16 protein-coding genes and 7 pseudogenes are annotated in these 20436 nt (G+C 64.5%); 8 read left to right on the top strand and 15 right to left on the bottom strand.

Annotated elements, in window-relative coordinates; translation table 11 throughout:
• Positions 1–161: 161 nt before the first annotated feature.
• Positions 162–350 (bottom strand): DUF5302 domain-containing protein, encoded by a 189-nt coding sequence (locus MMSP_RS08580; RefSeq protein WP_011739232.1) that lies wholly within the window; start codon positions 348–350, stop codon positions 162–164.
• Positions 351–372: 22 nt separating this feature from the next.
• Entirely contained in the window at positions 373–816 is a 444-nt protein-coding gene (locus tag MMSP_RS08575) for a PPOX class F420-dependent oxidoreductase (RefSeq protein ID WP_015356848.1), read from the bottom strand.
• A gap of 56 nt (positions 817–872) precedes the next feature.
• On the opposite strand from MMSP_RS08575, the gene MMSP_RS08570 reads away from it, so the two are divergent.
• Both MMSP_RS08570 and MMSP_RS08565 read left to right on the top strand, forming a co-directional pair.
• Entirely contained in the window at positions 873–1388 is a 516-nt protein-coding gene (locus tag MMSP_RS08570; RefSeq protein ID WP_020786289.1) for a DUF1697 domain-containing protein, read from the top strand.
• 14 nt (positions 1389–1402) lie between these two features.
• Positions 1403–2240: pseudogene (locus tag MMSP_RS08565) on the top strand (class I SAM-dependent methyltransferase).
• Positions 2241–2249: 9 nt separating this feature from the next.
• Here MMSP_RS08565 and MMSP_RS08560 read toward each other — a convergent pair.
• Positions 2250–2615, bottom strand: coding sequence for a GntR family transcriptional regulator (locus MMSP_RS08560; protein ID WP_012395866.1), 366 nt, complete (start codon positions 2613–2615; stop codon positions 2250–2252).
• Positions 2616–2673: 58 nt separating this feature from the next.
• On the opposite strand from MMSP_RS08560, the gene MMSP_RS08555 reads away from it, so the two are divergent.
• Entirely contained in the window at positions 2674–3390 is a 717-nt protein-coding gene (locus MMSP_RS08555) for an NAD-dependent deacylase (RefSeq protein WP_020786286.1), read from the top strand.
• Positions 3391–3497: 107 nt separating this feature from the next.
• Here MMSP_RS08555 and MMSP_RS08550 read toward each other — a convergent pair whose 3' ends face one another.
• Genes MMSP_RS08550 through MMSP_RS08540 form a run of 3 tightly spaced genes read right to left on the bottom strand, consistent with a single transcriptional unit; the run spans position 3498 to position 7175 of the window.
• Entirely contained in the window at positions 3498–4136 is a 639-nt protein-coding gene (locus MMSP_RS08550; RefSeq protein WP_011739227.1) for a class I SAM-dependent methyltransferase, read from the bottom strand.
• Positions 4133–4825 (bottom strand): TetR/AcrR family transcriptional regulator, encoded by a 693-nt coding sequence (locus tag MMSP_RS08545; protein ID WP_020726301.1) that lies wholly within the window; start codon positions 4823–4825, stop codon positions 4133–4135. Before MMSP_RS08545 ends, MMSP_RS08550 begins: the two co-directional genes overlap by 4 nt.
• Before the next feature lie 7 nt (positions 4826–4832).
• The gene (locus MMSP_RS08540; RefSeq protein ID WP_020786284.1) at positions 4833–7175 is read right to left on the bottom strand and encodes an MMPL family transporter; all 2343 of its coding nucleotides are present in this window, start codon (positions 7173–7175) and stop codon (positions 4833–4835) included.
• Positions 7176–7556: 381 nt separating this feature from the next.
• On the opposite strand from MMSP_RS08540, the gene MMSP_RS29325 reads away from it, so the two are divergent.
• Positions 7557–7688, top strand: a complete 132-nt coding sequence (locus MMSP_RS29325; RefSeq protein ID WP_020726302.1) for a hypothetical protein — start codon at positions 7557–7559, stop codon at positions 7686–7688.
• 136 nt (positions 7689–7824) lie between these two features.
• On the opposite strand, the gene MMSP_RS08535 is transcribed toward MMSP_RS29325, so the two are convergent.
• Both MMSP_RS08535 and MMSP_RS08530 read right to left on the bottom strand, forming a co-directional pair.
• Entirely contained in the window at positions 7825–8586 is a 762-nt protein-coding gene (locus MMSP_RS08535) for a 3-hydroxyacyl-CoA dehydrogenase (RefSeq protein WP_020726303.1), read from the bottom strand.
• Between the two features lie 57 nt (positions 8587–8643).
• Positions 8644–9743: pseudogene (locus tag MMSP_RS08530) on the bottom strand (CaiB/BaiF CoA transferase family protein).
• 153 nt (positions 9744–9896) lie between these two features.
• Here MMSP_RS08530 and MMSP_RS08525 point away from each other — a divergent pair.
• Both MMSP_RS08525 and MMSP_RS08520 read left to right on the top strand, forming a co-directional pair.
• The gene (locus tag MMSP_RS08525; protein WP_020786279.1) at positions 9897–10700 is read left to right on the top strand and encodes an enoyl-CoA hydratase; all 804 of its coding nucleotides are present in this window, start codon (positions 9897–9899) and stop codon (positions 10698–10700) included.
• A 72-nt stretch (positions 10701–10772) separates the two neighbouring features.
• The gene (locus tag MMSP_RS08520; protein ID WP_020786278.1) at positions 10773–12164 is read left to right on the top strand and encodes an NAD(P)H-binding protein; all 1392 of its coding nucleotides are present in this window, start codon (positions 10773–10775) and stop codon (positions 12162–12164) included.
• A gap of 5 nt (positions 12165–12169) precedes the next feature.
• Here the strand turns inward: MMSP_RS08520 and MMSP_RS08515 are convergent, their stop codons facing one another.
• Positions 12170–12889 (bottom strand): CPBP family intramembrane glutamic endopeptidase, encoded by a 720-nt coding sequence (locus MMSP_RS08515; RefSeq protein WP_020786277.1) that lies wholly within the window; start codon positions 12887–12889, stop codon positions 12170–12172.
• Entirely contained in the window at positions 12886–14034 is a 1149-nt protein-coding gene (locus MMSP_RS08510; protein WP_020786276.1) for an NAD(P)H-binding protein, read from the bottom strand. The genes MMSP_RS08515 and MMSP_RS08510 overlap by 4 nt, the downstream gene beginning before the upstream one ends.
• A gap of 65 nt (positions 14035–14099) precedes the next feature.
• Between MMSP_RS08510 and MMSP_RS08505 the strand changes: the two are divergent.
• Both MMSP_RS08505 and MMSP_RS27455 read left to right on the top strand, forming a co-directional pair.
• Positions 14100–14639: pseudogene (locus MMSP_RS08505) on the top strand (type III polyketide synthase); the annotation flags it as partial.
• A 44-nt stretch (positions 14640–14683) separates the two neighbouring features.
• Positions 14684–14764 (top strand): annotated as a pseudogene (locus MMSP_RS27455) (transposase); the annotation flags it as partial.
• On the opposite strand, the gene MMSP_RS27450 reads toward MMSP_RS27455, so the two are convergent.
• The 5 genes and pseudogenes from MMSP_RS27450 to MMSP_RS28250 form a co-directional block, all read right to left on the bottom strand.
• The gene (locus MMSP_RS27450; protein WP_235065864.1) at positions 14753–15421 is read right to left on the bottom strand and encodes a PE-PPE domain-containing protein; all 669 of its coding nucleotides are present in this window, start codon (positions 15419–15421) and stop codon (positions 14753–14755) included. The pseudogene MMSP_RS27455 and the gene MMSP_RS27450 sit on opposite strands and share 12 nt — an antisense overlap.
• A 211-nt stretch (positions 15422–15632) precedes the next feature.
• Positions 15633–15824: pseudogene (locus MMSP_RS29540) on the bottom strand (PE family protein); the annotation flags it as partial.
• A gap of 528 nt (positions 15825–16352) precedes the next feature.
• Positions 16353–17801 (bottom strand): annotated as a pseudogene (locus MMSP_RS08495) (aldehyde dehydrogenase family protein).
• 633 nt (positions 17802–18434) lie between these two features.
• Positions 18435–19277, bottom strand: a complete 843-nt coding sequence (locus MMSP_RS08490; protein WP_235065713.1) for an IS110 family transposase — start codon at positions 19275–19277, stop codon at positions 18435–18437.
• A 630-nt stretch (positions 19278–19907) separates the two neighbouring features.
• Positions 19908–20165, bottom strand: a pseudogene (locus MMSP_RS28250) (IS30 family transposase); the annotation flags it as partial.
• Between the last annotated feature and the right edge of the window lie 271 nt (positions 20166–20436).

Raw genomic sequence — 20436 nt, 5'->3', positions numbered from 1 at the left:
CGAGCAGCATCCCCACGAGCAACTCGAATGGATTCGATTCCAACAGCGCGTCGGCGGCCGGATCTTGGACAAGCTATAGCTTCGGCACCCGGCCAGTCTACGACTGGGTCGCGGCGAGGCGCCCAAGTCCGGCATTTGGTGCCAGTTTGCCGGGGCTGCGGCTATCCGCTCTTGCGCCGAAATTCCCGGCGGTTCTCCACGGGCCCATGCACCCGCGGCTTCTTGCCACCGCCGTCTTTGTGGTCGGTCGCCCCCGAGGACTTCGCCATCTTGCGTTCGAGGGCTTCCCGGAACTTGCGCTTGTTGTCGTCGTCCGGGGCGGAGCTTTCCGGGGACTTCGATGCAGCCATACCGGCAGCTTATCCCGGCCGGTTACCGCTTACCTGGGGGCAGGCCATATACGTGCGAGATGGGTAGCGTCAGCAGCACCCGTCGATCGGTGACCATCGCTTCGCGGTACTCGTCCCAATCCGGATGCTCCCCAGCGATGTTGCGGTACAAGGCAATTAGCGCCTCAACGGTTTCGTCATCGGGTGCCGCGGCGGGAGGCGTCAGCCCTGCGGTGCCTTCCGCGACCGCGTAGGACCGCCCGTCATCGGCGTCCACCAGGATCGAGGCACGTGGGTCGCGACGCAGGTTACGGGTCTTGGCCCGCGGCTCGGTGATCGATACCTGCACCACCAACTTGCGGGCGTCGAAGTAGTACTGCACGTTGGACAGCTGCGGACGTCCGTCATGTTTGATGGTGGCCAGCACTCCGATGGAGTTACCGCTGATTACAGCCAACAGCTTGTCGTCGAAGACCTGGCGTCCCATGCCCGAAAGCCTACGTTGCCGTGCGCGGTTCCCTAACGGCCTGGTGCAATCGAATCATGACCCAATTCGCGGCCTTCCTGCGCGGCGTCAACGTCGGGGGCGTCAACCTGAAAATGGCCGAGGTGACCGCCGCCCTGACCGATGCCGGATTTACGAATGTGCGCACCATCCTGGCCAGCGGCAATGTGCTACTGGAGGCACCCGGTGATGCCACGACGGTGCGGCAGAGCGCGGAGAGCACGCTGCGCAACAAGTTCGGCTACGACGCCTGGGTGCTTGTCTACGACATCGAGACGGTACGCACCATCAACGAGGCGTATCCGTTCGAACGAGAAGTCGACGGGTTGCAGTCCTACGTGACGTTCGTGTCCGACGACTCGGTGCTTGATGAACTGGCCGCGCTGACCGCCGGCGCCAATGAGAAGATCCACCGCGGCGATGGCGTCATCTACTGGCAGGTGCCCAAGGGCGCCACGCTGGACAGCACCATCGGCCGCACCATGGGCAAGAAGCGCTACAAGGCCTCGACCATCACCCGCAACCTGCGCACGCTGGACAAGGTCTTGCGGTAGGTAGGTTTGCTCCAATGACCCCTGCCGACGAATTCGCCCAACAAAAGGTCGCCCTCACCGGCGTCTCGGAGACCGCCCTGCTGACGCTCAACGCCAGGGCCGCAGAGGCGCGCCGCCGTGACCCGATCATCGAGGATCCGATGGCAGTCAGGCTGGTCGACTCCATCGACTTTGACTTCGCGAAATTCGGCCCTACCCGCCAAGACATCGCACTGCGGGCCCTGGCCTTCGATACTCGAGCGCTGGCCTACCTGAATAAGCACCCCTCGGCCACCGTGGTGGCGCTGGCCGAGGGCCTGCAGACCAGTTTCTGGCGTTTGGATTCAGCCCTTCCCGGCAAGAAATTCCGTTGGCTGACAGTCGATTTGCCGCCGATCATCGACATCCGAAAGCGGTTGCTACCCAATTCACCACGGGTATCGGTGTGCGCGCAGTCCGCGTTGGACTACGGCTGGATGGACTCCGTCGACACCTCCGGTGGGGTGTTCATCACCGCCGAGGGACTGCTGATGTATCTGGAGCCGGATCAGGCGCTGGATCTGATCGCCCAGTGCGCCAAGCAGATTTCCCGGCACTCAGTTGCTCTTTGATCTGCCGCCGCGCTGGTTCTCCTTGTTCACCCGCCTGGGCATGCGGACCTCGATCCGCTACAAGATCCCGCCAATGCCGTTCAGCCTGTCCGTGGCTCAAGCCGCGGACCTGGTGAACACGATTGCAGGCATTCGGGCGGTCCGGGACGTGCAGCTGCCTGCTGGGCGCGGCCTGATGTTCAACGCCGCGCTGTCGACGGTCTACCGGTTGCCGGCCCTGGACTCGTTGCGCCCGTGCCTGACTCTGCTGGAGTTCGGCTAGCGAACGCCGTTAGTCGTCGGGCACGGCGGTGAGGTAGCGAATCGCATCGGACTTGGTCAGCCCCAGCGCGCGGGCCACTTCCACGTATTCCTTGGCCGCGGCCGCCATCGCCGCGTCGGTCGGGTCGAACCGAGAGATGAAGGTGCCGAAGCGGCCCCGTGTTTCGACAATTGCGGCCGACTCGAGCTCTCGATACGCGCGGGCCACCGTGTTGGCGGCAACACCAAGCTGCCCGGCCAGATCGCGCACCGTCGGGAGGCGGGTGCCGGGCGGCAGCGCGCCCGCTCGCACACCGTCGATAACCTGGGTTCTGAGTTGATCGAATAGCGGTTTGCCCGCCTTCACGTCGACCCGTAGCCAATCCCGAAGCTCCACAATCACAGTATCACCCAGTATTGCCCAGTATCCGGTCAAGCACGGCTATCTTTGTGGGATGCGAGTGACGGTGCTCAGCGGCGCGGGCATCTCCGCGGAAAGCGGAGTACCGACGTTCCGTGACGACAAGAACGGGTTGTGGGCCCGCTTCGACCCGTACGAGCTGTCCAGCACACAGGGCTGGGAACGCAACCCCGAGCGGGTGTGGGGCTGGTATCTGTGGCGGCATTATCTGGTGGCCGACGTCGCACCCAACCCCGGCCACCAAGCGATCGCCGAGTGGCAAGATCACGCCGAAGTCAGTGTTGTCACGCAAAATGTCGACGATCTGCATGAACGCGCCGGCAGCACACCGGTACACCACCTGCACGGCAGTCTTTTTGAATTCCGTTGCGCCCGTTGCAATAAGCCTTACACGGACTCGTTGCCCCAGATGCCTGAGCCCGCACTGGAAGTCGAACCGCCGGTCTGCGGCTGCGGCGGACTGATCCGCCCCGACATCGTGTGGTTCGGCGAGCCGCTGCCGGAGGGGCCGCGGCACTGCGCCGTCGAGGCAACCGAGGCTGCCGATGTGATGGTGGTGGTGGGCACGTCTGCGATCGTCTACCCCGCGGCCGGTCTACCGGAGTTGGCTTTGGCGCGCGGCAAGATCGTGATCGAGGTCAACCCAGAGCCCACGCCGCTGTCGCGAAGCGCGACGCTTTGTGTACGCGAGTCGGCGAGTCAAGCGTTGCCCGGACTGCTGGAGCGGCTGCCCGCGCTGCTGCGCGATTGAGCTACACCCGCAGCGCGGTCGGTTCACAAATTCACGCCATAGCCGCTGAATCGGCCTGTTGAGCCAGTGCGCCCTCACACATGGCAAGGCGCAGTCACGGCACCCGATCAGGGACGGCGGGCCCGGCCCAACACCAACTCGGCCACCGGGACCGGCGCCCACGTCGGCAATGTCCACTCCCGTCGCGTGCTCTCCACGTCGAATCCGGCAGCCTTGATCACCCGCTCGGTGTCACGATGCGTGTGGCAGTTTCCGGCAATCCGGGGCCAGAAGGTCGCGTCGACAAATTGCTGCAGCCGCCCACGGGCGCCGGCACTGGCAATGTGTTCGAGGTAGCGCAACTCCCCGCCCGGGCGCAGCAGCGAACGCAGGTGCTGCAACACCCCGAGCTGGTCGGTGACCGAGCACAGCACCAGCGAGCAAACCACCGCGTCAAACGGGTCCTGATCGCTGAACTGCTCGGCCGTATCAGCGGTCACGGTAACCGGAATAGGCGCATCTTCGCCGGCCGCGCGGGCCCTAAGCGCTAGGTGGGGCTCCGGCTCCACGGCAACCACCTCGGTCACCGTCTGCGGGTAGAACGCAAAGTTTGTCCCCATACCGGCGCCGATCTCGAGGACCCGCCCAGATAGGCCGGCCAGATTCTCTCGGCGTAACGCACGCACCGGCTCGGCCTCGTGCGCGACGATGAACGGCCAAATCCGGGCGAAAAATGGGTGATCTATGTTCTTGGCGAGCGATGTCATACGCGTGACTCCTCCGACGGGCGATGCTGCACGACCCAATCCATGAGGTCGCGAGACGTGGCCTGCGGGCCGACTAGACCCGCCACCATGTGGCCACACAGGACTGCGCCCAGCACGCGGTCGGCAAAGGCCGCGACATCGCCGAACGGCAGGTGTGGCTTGGCAATCAACAGGGCCGCCACCCCGTGCGCGGCCGTCCACAATTCCAGCGCGATGGTGGTGGGGTCGTCGGCGCGGTAGATGCCTTCGTCCATCATCGCCTGCACCGAGGCGCACATATGCCGGAAAGCCGAGCTGTCCAGGGCGCTATCCACGTTGCTGCCCGAGCGCCACTCACCCATGGTGGCCAACCGATACAACTCCGGGGTCTGCAGAGCGAACCGCACATAGGCCAGGCCCTGGGCTCGCAGCACCTCCACCACGCAGGTGTGGCCCATCGCCGCCCGCTCCATTTCCTCATCGAGTCGTGCCAGATAGCGGGCGCACACCGCATCCAACAGCGCATCTTTGTCTTGAAAATGCAGGTAAATGGACGGCGGTGTGACCCCGACCCGCTCGGCTACAGACCGGATGGACACGGCCCTGGCCTGGCGCGTCTGCAGCAATAACTCGGTGGCCGCATCCAGGATCTCGTGGCGCAGCAAGTCACCTGATCCACGCGGCGCACGTGCACGTCGCAAGCGTCCCATCGACACGCTATCCACGACCACTCAGCGCCGCCGGGATGGTCGGCCGGTCGCGGCGGTCCGCCGCCTCGGTGGCGGCGGCGTCAGCATCCCCAACCGCGCCGGTCTCGCTGATACCGAATCGCTGGTGCAGCCACACCAGGGGTTTGGGAGCCCACCAATTCCACCTGCCCATCACATGCATGAACGCGGGCACCAGAACCATCCGGACCAGCGTCGCGTCGGCAGCCACGGCGAGCGTCAGTCCCACGCCGAACATTCGCATGAAGGACACGTGCGCGGCGATCAGCGCGGCGAACGACATCGACATGACCAACGCGGCCGCGGTGATCACCCGCCCGGTGCGTGCCAATCCAAGCGCCACACTCTCGTCGTTGGCGGCGTGGGCTTGGGCCGGGCTCGGGGTCGCCGGACGTGCGGCCCCCGAAGCCAGCCAGTACTCCCGAATTCGCGCGACCAGGAACACCTCGTAGTCCATGGACAGCCCGAACGCGATGCAGAACAACAACACGGGCATGTTGGCCACCAGGGTCCCGCTCGGGGTCGTGCCCAGTGCCCCCAGATGACCGTCTTGGAAGATCCAGACCAGCGCACCGAACGCCGCGGTCAGCGAGAGCACGTTGCAGATCAGCGCCTTGGCGGGCAGCACGACACTGCCGGTGAGCAGGAATAACAGGACAAAGGTGATGGCGGCCATCAGACCCGGCACCAGCGGCAGTCGTTCGGTCACCGCGTCCACGCTGTCCCGGTTGACCTGCGCCACACCGGCCATCTCGACGGTCCGGCCGGCCGGGCCGGTCACCTGGTGCAACCGTTTGAGCTGGATGTCTGAGGCGTGGGAAAACAGCGGCGCGGTGCTGTCCACGGTCAGAAAGGCACTGCCATCGGAAAATCCGGTAGCACCCGCCGGCGGCCCCACCCGACTTCCGTTGACGAACGTCCCGCTGGGGGCGGTCACAGATGCCACGTCGGGCACTCGCGACAGGTCGGCGGCGTAGCCGTCCAGGTCGGCTGGGACCAGACCGTGCACGTCAGGCACGACCACCGGAACGGCCATCGCGAGATCGTGTGCGAAGTTGGTGCGCAACTCGTCACCGACCTGATGCGAGGACGCCGTGGCAGGCAGCACCCGATCATCCGGGAAGCCCCACTTCACCGAGAAGAACGGAAGTCCCAATATCACCAGCACCGCAACAACAGCCAAGCCGACCGGAAGCGCCCGGCGCATCACGAATTTGGTCGACCGATACCAGAACAGTTGATCTACCGGCTTGTGCTGGGGTTCCGGACGGCCCAACATCCGGCGCGCCAGCCGGCGCACATTCAAGGCATCCAGCCGCGGCCCCAGCAACACGATCGCGGCCGGTGTCACCACGATCGACGCCGTCGTGACAAAGGCCACCGTGGCCACGCCGGCGTAGGCGAACGATTTCAAGAAGTACATGGGAAAAGCCACGGTCGCCGACATCGACAGCGCGACGGTGACCGCCGAGAACAACACCGTGCGGCCGGAAGTCGCCATGGTCCGGACCAGAGCTTCCTCGCGTGAGCTGCCCTCGGCGAGCTCGTCACGATAGCGACTGATGATCAGCAGCGTGTAGTCGATGGCCAACGCCAACCCCAGCGCCGTGCTGAGGTTGAGGGCAAAGATCGAGACGTCCGTCGTGAACGTCACCAGCCTCAAGACCGACATCGAACCGACGACGGCCAGCGCACCCAGCGCCATCGGCAACGCGGCCGCCAGCAGCCCGCCGAATACCCAGACCAGCACCAGGAAGCTGAGCGGAATCGCGATCAACTCCATGACCAGCAGGTCGTCCTGATTCTGCTTGTTGATCTGCGCGTACTCCATCGCCGAACCACCGGCGCGGACGGTGACGCCGTCGCGATCGTGAACGATCTCGTCGGCGAGGGTCTGCGCATTTTTCTGCGCGTTGCTTTCGCCGCCTTTGATGTTGACCACAATCAGCCCGGACTTGCCGTCCTTGCTCACCAAGTCGGGAGCACTCTTGGGATCAGCCGACGGCCCCGTCCAGGGCGAGGACACGTTGAATACCAGTGGGGAGTGGTTCAACTCGGCGACAATGTCGGTGCCCACCGCGCGCGCCCGCTCCGTGCCGACGCCGCCGGGAGCGGTCACCAGAATCAGCATTTGCTGACCGCTCTGGCCGAACTTGTCGGCGAGCACCTTGATGGCGCGAGCCGACTCGGCGTTGGGATCTTGGAAACCGCCGGGAGACAGACTGTTGGCGACTGGGATGCCGAAGACCGCTGCTGCGATAAAAACCAGCAGCGCCACCCCGATGATTCGACGCGGCGCTGCTATGGCAAGTCGAGCGATCCCCTGCAACATCGTGCGTCCCCTCCACCGCGAGTGCAGCCGTCCCGGGCGGCTGCACCATATCCGCGGTAGCTTATCAGCGATAACTTAAGGGCGTCAAACAACACCTGCCGTAGTCACGAGGCCCGACGCCCCGACGGTTCACCGCGCCGCGGACAAACCGAGATGCGGACAAACCGCGATACGCCCGGCGACGCCACCGGTAGCGACACATTTGCTTCCCGATGTTTCTCGACCGCTGGCCAGGCCCCCGAGTTACGGCATACCGTCGGGCCTGCCCAAAGCGGCTGGCGAGCACTTCGGCATCGGCACCCTACCCACCGGTAAGAATTGCCACGATTTTCCGAATCGTGACTCAATGATTCCTTAATGGCGACTTCTACGCTCAGTGTCATGTGGATCGACGACTCGAGTGCCGATGTCATTAAGGCCGACTTCGAGGCTCTCTACCACGGCGACATGCTGGTGGAGGGCGAGACCTCGGAGCAGGTTGAAGAGTGGCACCCCCTCCCTACGGCGAGCTGAGCACACCATGGGCATGCTTGCACGGTTACTAATTGCCGAACCAGCCGTCAGCCGTTGGTTCCGTCGATAACCAATTCGCGTCTATTGATGAAAGCCCCCCGCCTGTGCGGGGGGCTTTCATCGTTATTAACGGCCCTTAGCGCGGCGCCATCCGGATCGCGCCATCCAAACGAATGACCTCCCCGTTGAGCATCGGGTTTTCAATGATGTGCACAGCCAGCGCCCCGTATTCGTCGGGGTTTCCCAGCCGGGACGGGTGCGGCACCTGCTTACCCAGCGACGCCCTGGCCTCCTCGGGCAAAGACGCCAGCAGCGGGGTATCGAACAGTCCGGGCGCGATGGTCATCACCCGGATGCGATGACTGGCCAGATCGCGGGCGATCGGCAGGGTCATACCAACCACGCCGCCCTTGGACGCCGAATACGCAGCCTGGCCGATCTGGCCATCGAATGCAGCCACCGAGGCGGTGTTGATGATGACGCCGCGCTCTTCCGCATTGGGGCCGACGGGTTCGGTTTTGGCGATTCGCTCGGCGGCCAGCCGCAGCACGTTAAAACTCCCGACCAGGTTGATGTCCACAATCTTGCGGAACGCCGCCAACGGGAAGACGCCGTCGCGGCTCAGCACGCGTATCGCGTTACCGGTCCCGGCGCAATTGACGACGATGCGCAGCGTGCCCATCGTTTCGGCCAGATCCAGCGCACTGGCGACGGCGGCCTCGTCGGTCACATCCGCCGCCGCGAACCGTGCCCGGTCGCCCAAATCAGCAACCACGTCTTCACCCCGGATGTCGAGCACCACAACCTGAGCCCCGGCGTCCAGCAGCCGCTTGGTGGTCGCCAGGCCCAGCCCCGACGCGCCCCCGGTGACGACGGCAACGGCGTCCCTGATCTCCATGCGAATCCTTCCTCGATTTCTCCGCTCAAAATCAACCAACCTACTGGTTGGTTGGGACTATGCCCAGTCGCTCAAGACGGCTTCGACGTCCGTCAGCGGTGCGGCCGGTGGGCGCGGCCGGCTCGGCACGGTGCGTGAGAACCGCGGCGCCGGCATCGGCTGCGGCCCGCCGTCATCGCCTTCGTAGAAGGTGTTCCGCTCGGCGATATGCGGTTCGGTGTGCACCTCGCCGAACGACAGCACCGGGGTCACGCAGGCGTCCGAATCGGCGAACACCTTGGCCCAATGATCGCGGTCGTACCTGCCGAACGCCTCGGTCAGCACCGCCCGCAGTTCCGGCCAGCGGGCGACGTCGTTTTGCGGGGGCAGGTTCACCGCATCCAAACCCAGCCCGGCCAGCATCGCCGCGTAGAACTGCGGCTCGATGGCGCCGACGGCGCCATAGCCGCCGTCGGCGCATTCATAGGTGTCGTAGTAGGGCGCGCCGCCGTCGAGCATGTTGGTGCCCCGCACGTCGCTCCATATGCCGATCCCCCGCATCACCCACATCATCTGCACCAGCACGCTGGACCCATCGACCATCGCGGCGTCGATCACCTGGCCCTTGCCCGAGTTGTGCCGCTCCCACAGTGCCGCCAAGATGCCGACCAGCAAGAACATCGAACCGCCCCCGAAGTCGCCGACCAGGTTCAGCGGTGGCACCGGCCGCTCGCCGACCCGGCCGATCGCGTGCAGGATGCCGTTGAGCGAGATGTAGTTGATGTCGTGACCGGCGTGCTGGCTGCGCGGACCGGCTTGACCCCAACCCGTCATCCGGGCATAGATCAGCCGGTCATTCACCTTGGCGCAGTCTTGCGGGCCGAGGCCCAGCCGCTCGGTGACCCCGGGCCGGTAGCCCTCGATCAAGACATCGGCCTTGGCGACGAGCTTCAAGACAAGTTCGCGCCCCTGGTCGGACTTCAGGTCGGCGGTCACGATCCGTCGGTTGAGCAGCATGGCGTCCTTCACGCCGCCCCCGCGCCCCCCCCGGCAGAGGACGATGGACGGTCGATGCGCACCACGTCGGCGCCGAGATCCCCGAGAATCATCGCGGCGTGTGGGCCCGGTCCGATCCCAGCCAGTTCAACGACCCGCAATCCGTTCAGCGGTCCCGACATGATGTACCGACCTTTCGTCCACTCTGACGATCTCGCCCGGGCCGAACATCCGACAAATGGCATCTTCGCAGGCCGCGGAAATCCACCCCGTCCGGCCCACCTCGCCCACCAACGCCGTCTCGGCCACGCCCCCGGTGACCTAGGGTGAGCCCCATGCCGGATACCAGGATCGAAACCCTGGCGCCAGTCGCCGGCCTCGAGGTCAAGCTGCGCGGCGGGGTGCTGTCGGTGACGATCGACCGTCCCGAAAGCCTGAATTCGTTGACACCTGAGGTGATGGCCGGGATCGCTGACGCGATGGAGGCCGCGGCTACCGATTCGCGAGTGCGAGTGGTGCGCCTGGGTGGAACGGGTCGCGGGTTCAGCTCCGGGGCCGGGATGAGCGCCCAGGATACGGGCCGCAAGACCAGCACTTCCAGCCTCACCGAGATCAACCGGGCGGTGCGGGCAATCACGGCGTTGCCGCATCCGGTTGTCGCCGTGGTCCACGGACCCGCCGCCGGGGTCGGTGTCTCACTAGCCCTGGCGTGCGATCTGGTGCTGGCCTCCGAGAGCGCCTATTTTCTGCTCGCGTTCACCAAGATCGGATTGATGCCCGACGGCGGAGCCTCGGCATTGATCGCCGCTGCGATCGGCCGGATTCGGGCGATGCGGATGGCCCTGCTGCCCGAGCGGTTGCCGGCCACCGAGGCGCTGTCCTACGGCCTGGTCAGCGCGGTCTATCCCGTCGCGGACTTCCAAAACGAAGTGGATGCGGTGATCTCGAGATTGCTGTCCGGCCCGGCGGTGGCGTTTGCCAAGACCAAGGACTCCATCAACGCGGCCACACTCACCGAGTTGGATCGCGCCCTCGATCGCGAATTCCAGGGCCAGTCGGCGCTGCTGCGATCACCCGACTTCGCCGAGGGCGCCCGCGCATTCCAGCAGCGCCGCACCCCAACCTTCACCGACTCCTGATCCGTTGAGCTGAATCGGCAATCCTCAGCAACACCGGATCCGAATAAGACATGGGGACAGAATGGAGATCCGATGTCGGCTGGACAGGTGAACTGCCTGGTAACCGGGGCGACCGGCTACATCGGCGCCCGGCTGGTTCCACGACTGCTCGACGAGGGCCACCGGGTGCGAGCGTTGGCCCGCGATCCGGGCAAGTTGGCGGACGTTCCGTGGCGGGACCGGGCAGAGGTGGTGCGCGGCGATCTGGGCGACACCGACTCGCTGGAGGCGGCCTTCGCCGGGATGGACGTTGTCTACTATCTGGTCCATTCGATGGGCTCGGCAAAGCATTTCGCCGACGAGGAAGCCCGCGCTGCCCACAACGTGGTACTCGCCGCGCGGCGCAGCGGAGTGCGCCGGGTGGTGTACCTGAGCGGGCTACATCCAGAGCAGAGCAAGCTTTCGCCGCACCTTCAATCACGCAAGGCCGTTGGCGATGCGCTGATTGGTTCCGGCATCGAGACAATCGTGCTGCAAGCCGGGGTGGTGGTCGGATCCGGATCGGCATCCTTCGAAATGATCCGGCACCTCACCGACCGGTTGCCGGTGATGACCACACCCAAGTGGGTGCACAACCGGATTCAGCCGATCGCCATTCGTGACGTGCTGCACTACCTGGTCGCCGCGGCCACGGCCACGGTGCCCGACACCGCCAGGGCCCGAACGTGGGACGTCGGCGGCCCCGACGTGCTCGAGTACGGCGACATGATGCGGGTGTACGCGGAGGTCGCCGGGCTGCATCGGCGCTACCTGATCGTGCTGCCGTTTCTGACGCCGACGATCGCTAGCTTGTGGGTTGGCACGGTGACCCCCATTCCTCCGGGCCTGGCCCGGCCGCTGATCGAATCGCTCGAATGTGACGCGGTGATGCGCAACTCCGACATCGACACCATCATCGCGCCACCGGCGGGGGGCCTGACCAATTACCGTCGTGCGGTCGAATTGGCATTGAACCGTGCCGCGCACGGGCTTCCCGACGCCACATGGGCCTCCCTGCAGTCGGAACCGGCCGAGCCACTGCCCAGCGACCCGCGGTGGGCCGGCGAAATCGTGTACACCGATGTCCGCGTCGCGACGACAACTGCTGCACCCGAAGCTGTTTGGAAAGCGACCGAGCGCGCCATCAATAGCCGGAGGTGGTACTCGCTGGCGCTCGCACCACGGCGTCGGCACCGCGCACCGCGGTGGCGGGTCGCGCAGCGCACGCCAACCACACTGCGACTGGGCGCGGGCACCCGCGTGCCCGGGCCAACGTGGTTGGAGGTGACGCTCACACCGCGAGGCACCGCCGGCAGCAGCTACCACCAGCGGGCGATCTTCTTTCCCCGCGGGATTCCCGGCCGGCTGTCCTGGCTGGTGCTGCGCCACCTCCACGCCGCCGCGCTGCGCGCACTGGCACGCGACGTCACCGCCGCCGACCGATAACGGGGTCAGACCCCAAACAACGGTGGCAGCGCGAGCACCATGATGAGCCCCCAGACCAGGTGGGTGAGGATCGGTGCCAGCACTCCGCCGGTAGAGCGCCGTTCCCACGCACACACACCGCCGAGGATGACAGCGGCAAAGCCGAGCATCAGGTTGGCGCTGGCCATGATGGCCCCGATGTATACGACGGTCGAAACGGCCACCGGATAGAACCGACCCAACGCGGTGTAGAGCGCGCCGCGAAAGAACATCTCTTCGGCGATCCCGTTGATCAGGGTGCTCACCACGACCAGGAACAACGATCCCTGGCTGGCAAACTGCAGCACGCGGACTATCAGCTCGGTGGCGGCCGGAATCTTACGGACAACCAAGGCACCCAACACAAAGATGCCGCCCAGCAGCAGACCGATGGTGGTCCCGGTGATCACCGGGCGCTGGTTGCGACCGCGCCAGCGAATGCCACCCAGATGCAGGGGGCCGGAGGCCAGCGCGCCCAGCGCCCATACCGCGGCCAGGGTCAGCGTCAGCCAGTAGAAGGTCGACTCCCCCGGCTGGCGCCTCATCGACAGTCCCATCACCACCGCGCCGATCACCAGGACGACACCGACGACGATGCGGCGCCGTAGCACCACCGAAGGCGCCTCATGGTGTGGCACGGCCACATTCGTGATGGCGCGGCGAATGTCGTCGATGGCGCTGAATTGGGGCGCTGTTGATTGGCTCATGCGAACAGAACTTTCGGAGTCAGGGCGATCAGGATGTCGAGGCTGCTTCGTAACGCACCGGCCAGTGGACCCGGGACGATGTTCACCCATCGCAGAGTGGGACGTGCGATGGGCAGCGTCATCGTCTCGGCGATCCGGCGAATTCGCAGCGCGTCACCGCCGGCCCACACCGGATCGGTGGCTGCGAGTTGGTGGGGATCTGTCAGGGCGTCGACGGGCAACGGGGGCCCGTTCGCGTGGCCGGCCAGCGCCAACGTAATGGCATCTTCGATACTCAGTAGTCCTCCTGGTGGCTCGGGGACCTTGTCTTGCAGGCCTGCCCCGGATGCCCGCATCGGGTGATCCAGCGATTCCACCAGGTCTGCGACCAGACCATGCGGGACCGGCAGGGTGACCGCCGTGATCCGGGACGCTACCGCGGTATCGAGCCTGCCGACCGGCAATGCGGCATGCCATCTGCCGCGGATGCGCGCATACGTCTTGAGTAGCTCGCGGTACGACGTGGTGTCGGGGCCGCAGATGTCGTAGGCACCGGCAGGTACCTGGTCGACGTCGGCGGCGGCCACCAGATAGTGCAGAACGTCTCGGATGGAGATCGGATCGATCGGGTTGTACATCCAGTCCGGCATCGGCAGGACGGGTAATCGATCCCCGACGTAGCGCAGCATCTCAAACGACGTGGAGCCGGCTCCGATGATCATTGCCGCGCCCAGCCACACCAGTTCCGCGCCATCGTCGACGGCCAGTGCCTCGGCGACCTCGGCCCGACTGGACAGGTGTTGGGATAGCGCTTCACATTCGGGGACGAATCCGCCCAGGTAAACGATGCGCCGCACCCCGGTGTCACGGGCAGCGACGGCCAGGTTGGCGGCGGCGGTTTTGTCCCGGTCGCGAAAATCCGGTTGGCCTATGCCGTGGACCAGGTAGTAGACCACGTCGATCTGACCCGCGGCATTCATCGCGGCTTGCGCCGAGGCCCGGTCCGTCGCGTCGAGGATTACCGGGGTGACGTCGTCGAACCAAGCTAAGCGACTGAGTCGCGCCATGTTTCGGGTGGCCGCCAACACTTCATGGCCGTCGGCCAGCAGCGCGGTAACCAAGCGGGATCCCACGTAGCCGGTGGCGCCGGTCACCAGAATCCGCATGGTTTCGACACTAGACCCGAGACGGTGGGGCCGCGGGGAAGCCGGGCCATCCGGCAGGAGCCGGTCTGAACCGATCCGGAAGCGACAACGTGACTGACCACATGAACACATTCACCGGGGGTAGATCATCGTGCTTCAACTTGCAGCGGCCAGCGGGCACGCAGACCTCGAAGACAGATCCGCATGTGGCGGGGGTGGCCGTGAAGTTCCCGCCGAACCGCTACCACCAGGCCGAGGCGATCGGGGCGCTCACCGAGTTCGCCGGTCCGGAGTTTCGCCGGTTCGCGCTCAGCAGCGGGGTTGAGGCCCGCCACACCGCATTGCCGCTGGAACGCTATGCCGAGCTCAGCGGTTTTACCGAGGCCAACGACGCCTTCGTCGACGCCGCTCTCGACTTGGGCGAGCAGGCCCTGCGGGCGGCGCTGGACGAAGCAAAGGTCAGGCCCTCCGAAGTCGATGTCATTTTCTCCACCACCGTCACTGGTCTTGCCGTACCCACCCTGGAGGCGCGACTGGCTCACCGAGTGGGGTTGCGCGAAGACGTCAAACGCATCCCGTTGTTCGGTCTGGGCTGTGTGGCCGGTGCCGCCGGGGTGGCCCGCATGCAGGGCTCCGGCGTTGTTGATTAGCAGGCTTGTGAGCTGGGTTGATGATCTTTGGTGCCGCGCTATTGGGGCCGGAGTGTAGGCACGGGCTATCTGGAGAACGATCGAGTTGGTTACTGTTCGTCCCTGAACGGCAGGTGCTCAGTTGGAATCATGTAGTACGTGCTCTGGGTTGGGCCCTCGGTGGGCAACTGAACGGCTGAGTCGAGCTGCGCCTGCGTAAGATGCTGATAGTCAGCGTGCACGAACGGGATACCCATAACTGCGTTGATGTCGGCAAGCAAGTTGATCGGGTAGCGCGGGAAGTCGGCGAAGCCGTCGTATTCGAGCGTGTAACTGACGGTCGGAAAAGCATTGTCTGGAGTCGCACCGTAGAACGTGAAACCCAAGCTCGGCAACGTGAGGTCGGGGAACCGAGCAAGCACGCCGCCGTTGGGATTCATTGGGTTGCCGAGCAATACGAAATTGACTTGTGAACTCGTGACGCCTTCGGCCAAGAGCTTCGGCATCACGAGCGAGGACAGCACCGCGCTTTGGGAGTAGCCCAAAACAGCGACGGAACTCCCGGCGGGCAGGGCAGCGAGCTGCTGCAGGATCGCGTCGTTGAGTATCGTTGCACCCCGGGCCAGCGATATGTCCAGGGTCAAATCCTTGATGCCAGTAAATGGGTATAGCCCGTTGGGGGTGGATACGCCTTGCGGAGCGGTCGCAGAGGGGAAATTCGGCTCGACGTACTTGGTGTAGACGTCGCTGATGTAGCTTGCCGAAGGTGTCGGGCACACCACTTTCACTCAGGATCAACGCGGCCTCAACGGGTTTCAGAGGAGCCCCTGACAGCAACGCCGTCGCTGATGCCGCCACACTTTCCGGGCCGCTGAGCACCGGCGCGAACAGGTTCGCGACTGGTTCGGTGAGCCCCGCAAGCGCCTTCACGGCCGCCGCCTCGGCGCGCACATAGGAGTCGCTGGCCGCGAACAACGTTTGCGCAAACGCATCGTGAAACGCCGCCGCTTGCCGGCTGACCGCCTGGTACCCCTGGGCGTAGTTGTCGAACAGCGTCGCTATGGCCTCAGACACCTCGTCGGCGGCCGCCGCAGCCAGGCCGGTTGTTGGCCCTGCCACCGCCAGATCAGCTTGATTGATCGCCAAACCTATTTCAGCCACTTCCGTAGCCGTTGCGGTCATCGCCTGTGGGCTCGCGAGCAGATCGATCACTGCCAATCCTTCCGTAACTCTGGAACTGGGCATAGCACGCCGGACACGGTCACAAGCTGAGCAGCGCTGCGGATCTCAACTTCTTCCGGCGCCACGAGACCACGAACGCCCCGCCCCGCATGCAGGTCCGCATACGTGGTTACGTCCTTGGCCAAAAGCCTTGACTCGCAGTCGAACATCAATATTCAAGAGTTCTCGTTGTGGGTACTGATCCGTCTTCCGCCGGTGTCCCTCCCCGACCGATGTCAGGGTTTGGTTGTCGTTCTCGCGTCGACAACCGGACCGACCCGATCGACGTCCATCGCCGTCAGTCGGTTCGTCCTTTCCGTGGTCATGGCGGGGCACCGTGCATCGATTAAACAGCGAAGCCCTCTATGAATTCTCAACACTGCTTGAATTGGCCTAGATGCCGCGGCTATTGGCGCGAGACCGGCCACCCGTGGCCTGGAGAGCTGCCGGCCGATGCGATCCTCTAGAACGGACCGCAATCGCTCCTCCCTATCCGGCCGGGTAGCCCAGCGATTTGATCTGGGTGTACTGGTCGAATCCAGCGACACCGTTTTGACGACCCACGCCACTGTCTTTGTATCCGCCGAACGGTGTATCGGCCCCGTAGGGGGCGCCACCGTTGACGCCGATAAAGCCGGCCCGCAGCCGCCGGGCTACCGCCAGCGAATGCTCCAACGAACCCGACATCACGTTGCCGGCCAATCCGTACACGCTGTCGTTGGCGATCCGGATCGCGTCCTCTTCGGTGTCGAACGGGATCACCGACAGCACCGGGCCGAAGATCTCCTCCTGGGCGATGGTCATAGAGTTGTCGACGTCGACGAAAAGCGTTGGCCTCACATAAAATCCCCGGTCGAATCCGGTCGGGGCATCCGGCCCGCCGACCAGGCAAGTGGCTCCTTCCTCGACACCTTTGTTGAGGTATCCAAGCACGCGTTTGCGTTGCTTGTCCGAGATCACCGGGCCGCACAGCGTGGCGGGGTCCTGCGGATCTCCCGGCATAACGTTGTCGTAGATGCTCTTGAGGATCGCCACCCCCTCGTCGTAGCGCGATCGCGGCAGCAGCATCCGGGTCGGGTTGGCACAGCCCTGCCCGGCGTGCATGCAGGGTGCGATACCGATCGCGCATGCCAAGCCGAATTCGGCGTCTTCCAAAACGATGGTGGCCGACTTACCGCCCAGCTCCAAGAACAGCCGCTTCATGGTGGCCGCGCCCTTTTCCATGATCCGTTTCCCGACGCCGGTCGAGCCGGTGAACGAGATCAGGTCCACCTTGGGCGAGAGGGTGAGCTCCTCCCCCACCAGGTGGTCCGAGGCGGTAACCACGCTGACGACTCCCGGTGGTATGTCGGTCTTCTCGGCGATCAGTCGGCCCAGGCGGGTCGCGTTGAACGGGGTGTCGGGCGCCGGTTTGAGTACCACGGTGTTACCGGTGCCCAGCGCCTGGCCGAGTTTGTTGATGGTGACCTCGAACGGGAAATTCCACGGCACAATCGCACCGACCACCCCGACCGGCTCCCGCCAGACTTTGCGGGTGGTCATTTGGCCCGTGATACTGACCAGCACGTCACCCAGGTCGGTTTCCCACGGGTATTCGTCGATCAGCTTGACGGGATAGCGCAGCGCGTCGGCTAGCGGCGCATCCAGCTGAGGTCCGAAGGTAATCGCGCGAGGCGCCCCGGCCTCGAGGATGAGTTCTTCACGTAGCTATTCCCGTTCGGCCTCGATGGCCTCCTGGAGTTGTTCGAGACAGCGCTTGCGCAACGCACGGTTGGTTGACCAGTCGGTCTCATCGAACGCCCGCCGGGCGGCATCGATGGCCCGGTGCATATCGGTCTTCGACGCGTCGGCGACTTCCCCTAGCGGCTCCTCGGTGGCCGGGTTGATGTTGGTGAAGGTGCCGGCCTGACCATCGACGAGCTTGCCGTCGATCATCATCTTGGACTCGAACCGAACTTCGACAGCCTCGGTGGTGTCAGCCATGTTTGTCGCTCTCTATAGGTGGGGCGCTCCGCGAAGCGCCGGGAGGCGGGAGGCTCAGCAATAGCCGAGCCACCCTATATAAAGCCTTACCGCAAAGCAGCCGGTTGGCAACCACGAACATGCGGGCGTCCGGGCCTACCGCGTGGCCCGCAGACCGGCATCGATGAAACCGGACCGCTATTTCTCCAGATCAAATCCCCGTGACGGCCGGGCATACTCGCAGCCTACGAGCCGCGATAGCCGAGGCCAGCAGGCCCAAGCGCGTCAAACGATCCGAACTCAATGGGGTCGCCAATCAATTGGTCGCTCGTCGTCGTTTCCAGCCCGACGTCCTGATTGACCAAATATCTGTTCCGAGGCAGGCATCCAGTCCGGGCGTATTCAATGCACGGCCAGAAACGGCGGAGCTACTGGGGACTCCGTTGGGGAAACCGCGATCGAGACCGGCCCAGTCCACGTTCGGCCGGCTACCCATCGGGACTTCTCCGTGGCCGCCGACAGAAACGAAGAAGCGTCCATATCGGAGCGAAGTTCATTGCTCGGGAACGGCATCTGCTGGGACACCTGCACAACAAGGCGTCCTGGCAGTCAGCCAAACTGGGCGGTGGCCTGCTCGATGAGTCGATCAACGGTGATGCACGCGGCTTCTAGCTGCGCCAATTGCCCTGCCAGGCGAATTCCCATCGCCGTCTCGGCATGGGTCGGCTGCTGTGGGTAGGTTGCGGTGAAGACCTGCCGCAGCCGCTCTGCGTCGCGGTCGACATGACGTTGACGGCCGGCATTGCGGAGCAGGTGGCGCAGCCTGCTTGTTGTCAGCGCGGCGGCCCGGTTCGGGTTCGGTGCGACGGATAGGAGCATGCGAGCATCGCGACGGACCAGCCCGCCTTGGAGGGGGTCAGCGAAGGCGGCGATGGCGGCTGGGTAGAAGTCCATGAGCAGGTCGACGATCCGATTCTCAAGCTGCTGACGCAGCCATACCGCGTTTTGTAGGTCTCGAGCCAGCGCTCCAAGAGCATCAGGCGGCCCGGTATAAGGCGGTAGCGGCCGGAGGGCGGCCTGGTTGGTGCGCACAATGTTCGCGAGCAGCACCGGGCCGCTGTTGGCGGATTTGGCTGCCGACACTGCGTGACTTGTGTGATATCGCGCGGACGCCAGCGCATCGATGGAGTAGATGGGACGGCCGGCGGAGCGCAGAGCTATCACCCATAACCTGCGGTCGACTTCGGCCGCTAGGGGTATCGGATGGTGTGGACTGTCACCGGCTCGAGCTAGCAGCGTCAACAAATGGGTGAGTCCCGCAGGGTCGCTCTGAACTCGTTTCCGCAGCACTATTCGTCCAACGTCATCGACCGCCCCAACGTCGTGAACTTCCGCGTCCCAAACGATTCCACAATACAAGTGCGCGCTATCATATGGACGAATTTCAGGCACAGGGAAATCCTTTATGACTATGCATTCCAGTTCAGCGACTGGACGAGCTGAACAGTCAGGGTTGGCATCGTGTTGGCCAGTGCGTTCTTCATCATGAGTGTGCCATAGCCGGCCAGGACCGAGCCGTTCTTGACCGTGCGCTTCCGGCGGTGGCCGTGGTCACGGGAATAGGTGCACGAGCATGGTTAAACATGTCTTACGCTCGACGTCGGCGCCAAAGGCGAAACGTTGCAGCCCTATCAACAGATAGCCCTTCGCAAGTTGTTTGCGAGGTGTTTCGAGGGCTGCCGTAAGGCCCTGATCACCCCAATCGGCGGGTATGGATATCCCTGCGCCACGCTGGGACGGCTCCCTCGGAATGGCCGCCCGCTGGCGAATCGACCGCTGATTGAGAATTGCGACATTGATCGTTGGTTAAAGTTCCGGTCGAACGCAAGGGGCGCGTTCGACATTCGAATCTTATTGATTGCTCCTTTTGCGGAGACCAAGCGACGGAGCAAAGTCATTGGCTGATTCCCGGCGAGACCAGCGCCATCAGCCTGGGGCGGACCATAGTGGATCACACCTCGGCCGCATGGTGCGGCGTCACCATGACACCGGCCGGCACCCGCCACAAGACCTACGCCGATCACTGCATGCCCGCCCCGTGATCGCCCGCAGACTCAGCCCCGACTGGCGCAGATCGGCCATCTCGATCCGCTCGTCCCGAGACAGGTATCGCGAGCTGACTTGCCGGACCGGCAGACGATCCAGCGGCGGGACGAACCCGACAGCGACGCCGTTGCGGCAAGTCTTGCAACCCCGCGTCCGGTTCGTCGCTGCGGACCGGGAAACACCGACTACGCGGGCCGCAGCACGCACGCTCCAGCCGCGAGCCCCCAACTCCATGAACCGCTGATGCTTGACCGACTGCGGACGACGTTCCGGCCCCATTTTCACCCGACGCGATGATGCCGGCACAACCTCTAGAACCTAGAAAAGTGTTGCGACCACACCTAGCCTGGATTTTTCGTGAAACGTTGCGAGTTTCGGGGTGTAGATTTGCGAAAGTTCCTGTCGTGCAAGGGATGATGAAATTCTCTACGCTTCAAAGATCCTGACAGGAAGGCACTTCACAGGTGGAGCGACACAAGGTCGCATGTGAAGTTGGCATCAGTCG

It is taken from the genome of Mycobacterium sp. 012931, from assembly GCF_000419295.1.
GTDB lineage: Bacteria > Actinomycetota > Actinomycetes > Mycobacteriales > Mycobacteriaceae > Mycobacterium > Mycobacterium marinum.
This window is presented reverse-complemented; position numbering and strand designations above follow the sequence as displayed.